The organism is Geoglobus sp. (genome assembly GCF_054018175.1).
This window is the reverse complement of sequence record NZ_JBPLZQ010000119.1, coordinates 1-4,260: the sequence shown is the minus strand read 5'-3', so window position 1 is coordinate 4,260 and position 4,260 is coordinate 1. Positions and strand designations below refer to the sequence as shown.

Here is a 4,260-nt window from a genome sequence, read left to right as displayed (position 1 = left end):
TACAGGCTCGCCCTGCTAACTGCTCTTGCGTTCCTGCTGTGCGCCCCTCTTCCGCTCGTAGCTCACCTCGGACATCCCGAAAGAGCTCTGGAGATAATGATGACCCCACACCTCACCTCAGCCATGGCGGGCTTTGGATTCGTGTACGCCTGGTACCTGATGGCCGTGCTGCTGATCGAGCTGTACTTCGACTACAGGAGGGACATAGTCATGTGGGCTCAGGAGAAGACGGGGCTCAAGGGGATGATCTACAGGGTACTCACCCTCGGAGACTACGACATAAGCGAGAGCGCAGTTAAGGCCGACAACAAGATAGTGAACATCGTTACGGTCATAGGTCTTCCTTCGGCAGCGTTCCTGCACGGTTACGTCGGGTTCATATTCGGGAGCGTGAAGGCGAACCCGTGGTGGAACTCTCCGCTGATGCCCATAATCTTCCTGTTCTCAGCCATGGTCTCGGGAATCGCTCTCGTCCTTCTGATATACATAGTAAGCAGCTACATAAGAGGAGTGGAACTCGACAGAGCGTGCACGGATACCCTCGCCAACTACCTGCTGTACTCATATCTGCTTGACCTCTCACTGGAATTCATGGAGCTCGCTCACCTGTTCTACACCCAGGAGGAGGGGATTGACGCGATAAGGTACCTGATCTCTGAAAAAATATTCTGGACGTTCGTGGTCATACAGATATTCTTGGGGACGCTCGTGCCGATATTCCTGCTGCTCTTCGCAAGAACAGGGCTTGTGAGGTTCGGCATCAGGAAGTACATATACATCTTCGCAACCGTGCTCACGCTGATCGGAGTCTTCGCGATGAGGTGGAACGTGGTCATAGGCGGTCAGATGCTGTCCAAGACCTACATGGGGTACACCACGTACATAATGCCGCTCTTCGGCCCCGAAAGCGTACTGCTGGCGGTGGGGATCTGGATACTGCCGTTCATCATACTTGCAGTGCTCGTCAAGCTGCTACCGCCCTGGGAGCACCCGCACGAGTGGGAGAAGGCAGAACTCGAGTGATACTCTTACCTTATTTATTTTTCCTGGCAGCATGTACTCGTAACTCCTGAACAGCACTCTCGTCGCGGAAAAACCCGTGAGCACGTCTCACCCTCAGCTCTGCCAGCAATCTTTCATTATTTGTAATTACCTACACGAAATTACATTAATAAATTTGGTATTTCGAGCCAAAAATGACGGTAACAAGAGCGATTTGACTTCTTTTGCAGCGTTAAACTTTATTTCGCTTAGAAATATCGGCTAAAACCTCTAAGAGAGTGTCCATCGAGCTGTGTCAAGCACTCATCGGTTTTCGTTTTCAGATACGAACCGCATCAGAATCGCAAAATTTTTATTAATTCGCCTGAGAGGTGGGCTATGAATTTCAAGCCATTACCTTTAGTAGCGCTGCTCATAATCTCAGGGATTCTTATCGCCGTGGAGGGATACAATACCTACAAGTTCGTCGAGGACGACCCCAGGTTCTGCAGAACGTGTCACATTATGGACGAAGCTTGGTTCAAGTGGAACGAGAGTCCGCACAATGGCATAAACTGCCATGAGTGTCACAAAGCGAGCTTAGAAAGCAACATGAGACAGCTCGTCATCTACTTCACGGAGAGACCGGAGAGGGTCGCTGATGACGTACACGTTGAGATACCAAACGAGAGATGTGAGCACTGTCACTTTACAAAAAGTGAGAAATGGCCATATGTTGCTGAGACCGCTGGACACAAGTTCCATCTCGAGAACGTTCATGCAAACTGCCTGGACTGCCACGGTGGAAGGGTGCACAGATTTGTTCCAGATCGAGGGGAGTGCCTGAACTGCCACAGCGACATGACGATAAAGGTCAAGCAGATGAACTTCCACTGCACAAACTGCCACAACTTCCTGGCAGATGTGAGGACAAACGGAGAGGACATACTGCCAAAGGCCCAGGACTGCAAGAAGTGCCACACCGATAGAGACATAATACTCTCAATGCCAGAGGGGGCTCACGCGAACAGCAACTGCGACACCTGCCACCAGCCACACATAACTGCCGAACCGTTCTCGTGTCAGACCTGCCACAGCCTCCCCGACAAGCCGATTCACAAGAATCACGCAGACAAGGACTGCAAGTCGTGCCACGTACCTCACAAGAGCGTGGACGTGAGAACAACGTGTGAAAGCTGCCACACGGACAGGAAAGACCACTACCCAACGCTGAGCTGTACGGTTTGCCACAAGTAAACTCGGAAAGCTTAAATACAACTTTTTTGTCAGTTTAACCATGATGAAGTACGACCTGAAAAAACTGCTCCTGATGCTCATCTTCGCGGGACTTGTGGTGGGAGGCCTGCAGATAGCGGGGATGTGGGCCTGGGTGATGACCTCGGGTGCGATACCCGCGTATGAAGGTGGTGTCCACATCATCATCGCACTGCTCGGCGCTCTGTTCGCAATAAACGGGATCCTCAAGATCCTCGCAGAGCTGAAGAAGTCATCCTCCTAAAGAACGCACCCAAATTTTCTCACGATTTCATACCCGTTTTTAGCCGTCCCGGCCACATTAAGGAGCGCCACTCTTGTTCCGTAAACTCCGGTGGACCCGACCGTAATGACCATCCCGTTCTGCTCGGCCTTCAGTACCTTTGCTGGCTCATGACTCCTCACCACAACCCTCAGCCCGAGGTCCTCGAGAAACCTTTCCGTGGCCATCTTTCCAAAGAAGAACCCAACACCCCTTTCATAGTTGTAGTCGCAGCCGTCCCTCTCCCAGGGGTCGTTCCACATCATCTCGAGTAGCGCACTCTCACTCTCGAGATCCCTCAGCCCGACACCCTCCTGCAAAATTCTGCACGACTTGGTGTAGATTCCCCCGTGAACCGCAAAGATTTCGCCGTTCAGTATCGCACACGCCGGAAGTGATTCCCACAAAGCTTTCAGCGCAGTGTAGGTGTCCTCACCGTAACCACTGGCCTCAAGTCTGCCGGGCAGATCGTGAGGAAAAACGTCCGAGCTTTCGTGGTTTCCCCTCAGCAGTATGAAATCGCCATTCAGGTACCCCTCGAGAAGGATCCTGTAAACCTCCGCCGGTTTATCGCCCCTGTCAGCGTAATCACCGAGGAAAATCACAGGCCTGAAGGCCTTTTTCAGCACGAGTTTCAGCGCGGTCAGATCCGCGTGAATGTCTCCCACAATGGAAAACCGGTCGAGCGAGAGCTCAAGCACCTTAGAGTGCTTCAATCCTGCGGCCTGCTCGATAAGCTCGAGCATAATATATGCTGGAACTCGAAGTATATAACCCTTCAAATGAAATACGTGAAGGCGACGTAGCTCATGAACGTCAGGATGAATGCATGCTTCAGCCCACCCGAAACTCTCAGCTCAGATATCGTGCCTGCAATGATTCCTGAGAGAAACGAGACGAGGTAAACGGTTCGCATGAATGTCTGGCGAATCAGCTCAACGTCAAACGTCGCTGAGATGCCCATAACGTTCACGTTCATGCCCGAAAAGACGACCAAAAACTTCGAAAGGAGCAGGTAGCTGACAAACAGAAAAACGCCGACCGACATGTAAACTATGGCAAGGTACGGCATGAGGCTCGATTTGAGGCGCTTCCTGAAGTTAAGCTCAGCCTCGATATACCTCGAGACGGTGGTGAAAGCGTCTTTTATGCTGGTGTTCGTTTCAAGAGCCTTTACGGCTATCGGTATCGCCTTGACGAAGATCTCACTCCTGATCCTGTACGAGAGCCTCGCTATCGACCTTGTGAGCGGGAGTCCAAGCTCTATGTACCTGCTGACGTTCCTGAATTCCCTCGAGAGTGTGTCCGTGCCAGACTTCGAGACGAGCCTGACGCCCTCGAATATCGACACGCCCGACTCATTCAGCATCGCAATCTCGCTGAAGAACTCCGGGAGCTTTTCCTCAGCATTCCTGATAATCCTGTGCTTCATCTCCACTATTGCCGTTATAATCAGAAAGACTGCAAAAGCCGGGATTGCGTAATCCTCCGGGCTCAGATACCCGTACCTGGTGAGAATATACACTATGATCGACGAGAAGGCGAGTATGTGGACTGCGGCTATTTTCAGATCCATGTACGCGAGTGACGTGGTGTACGGATGCATTATGAACCTGAAGAGAGCTGCTATGGCCCTCCTCACCCTCCTTACCCTGTACCGTCTGGCGTTCCTGTCGTAAACGAAGACGTTTGTTCGGTATACATCCTCTCTGAACCTCCTGATTTCTGCCTTTGGAAACGGA

5 protein-coding genes are annotated in these 4,260 nt (G+C 51.7%); 3 read left to right on the top strand and 2 right to left on the bottom strand.

Annotated features, from left to right (window positions below):
* The 3 genes from nrfD to ACXJJC_RS09280 all read left to right on the top strand — a co-directional run.
* Window positions 1-1,023 (top strand): NrfD/PsrC family molybdoenzyme membrane anchor subunit (gene nrfD, locus ACXJJC_RS09290; RefSeq protein ID WP_456371257.1); only part of this gene is annotated, 1,023 nt, incomplete at its 5' end.
* A gap of 357 nt (window positions 1,024-1,380) precedes the next feature.
* The gene (locus ACXJJC_RS09285; RefSeq protein ID WP_456371255.1) at window positions 1,381-2,238 is read left to right on the top strand and encodes a cytochrome c3 family protein; all 858 of its coding nucleotides are present in this window, start codon (window positions 1,381-1,383) and stop codon (window positions 2,236-2,238) included.
* A gap of 40 nt (window positions 2,239-2,278) precedes the next feature.
* A complete protein-coding gene (locus ACXJJC_RS09280) occupies window positions 2,279-2,500 on the top strand; it encodes a hypothetical protein (protein WP_456371253.1) in 222 nt (73 codons plus the stop codon).
* On the opposite strand, the gene ACXJJC_RS09275 is transcribed toward ACXJJC_RS09280, so the two are convergent.
* Together ACXJJC_RS09275 and ACXJJC_RS09270 are read right to left on the bottom strand one after the other, a co-directional pair.
* On the bottom strand, window positions 2,497-3,264 hold the full coding sequence (locus ACXJJC_RS09275) for a metallophosphoesterase family protein (protein ID WP_456371252.1): 768 nt from the start codon (window positions 3,262-3,264) through the stop codon (window positions 2,497-2,499). The genes ACXJJC_RS09280 and ACXJJC_RS09275 overlap by 4 nt on opposite strands.
* 32 nt (window positions 3,265-3,296) lie before the next feature.
* Window positions 3,297-4,260: type II secretion system F family protein (locus ACXJJC_RS09270; RefSeq protein ID WP_456371250.1), on the bottom strand; the 964-nt coding region annotated here is incomplete at its 5' end.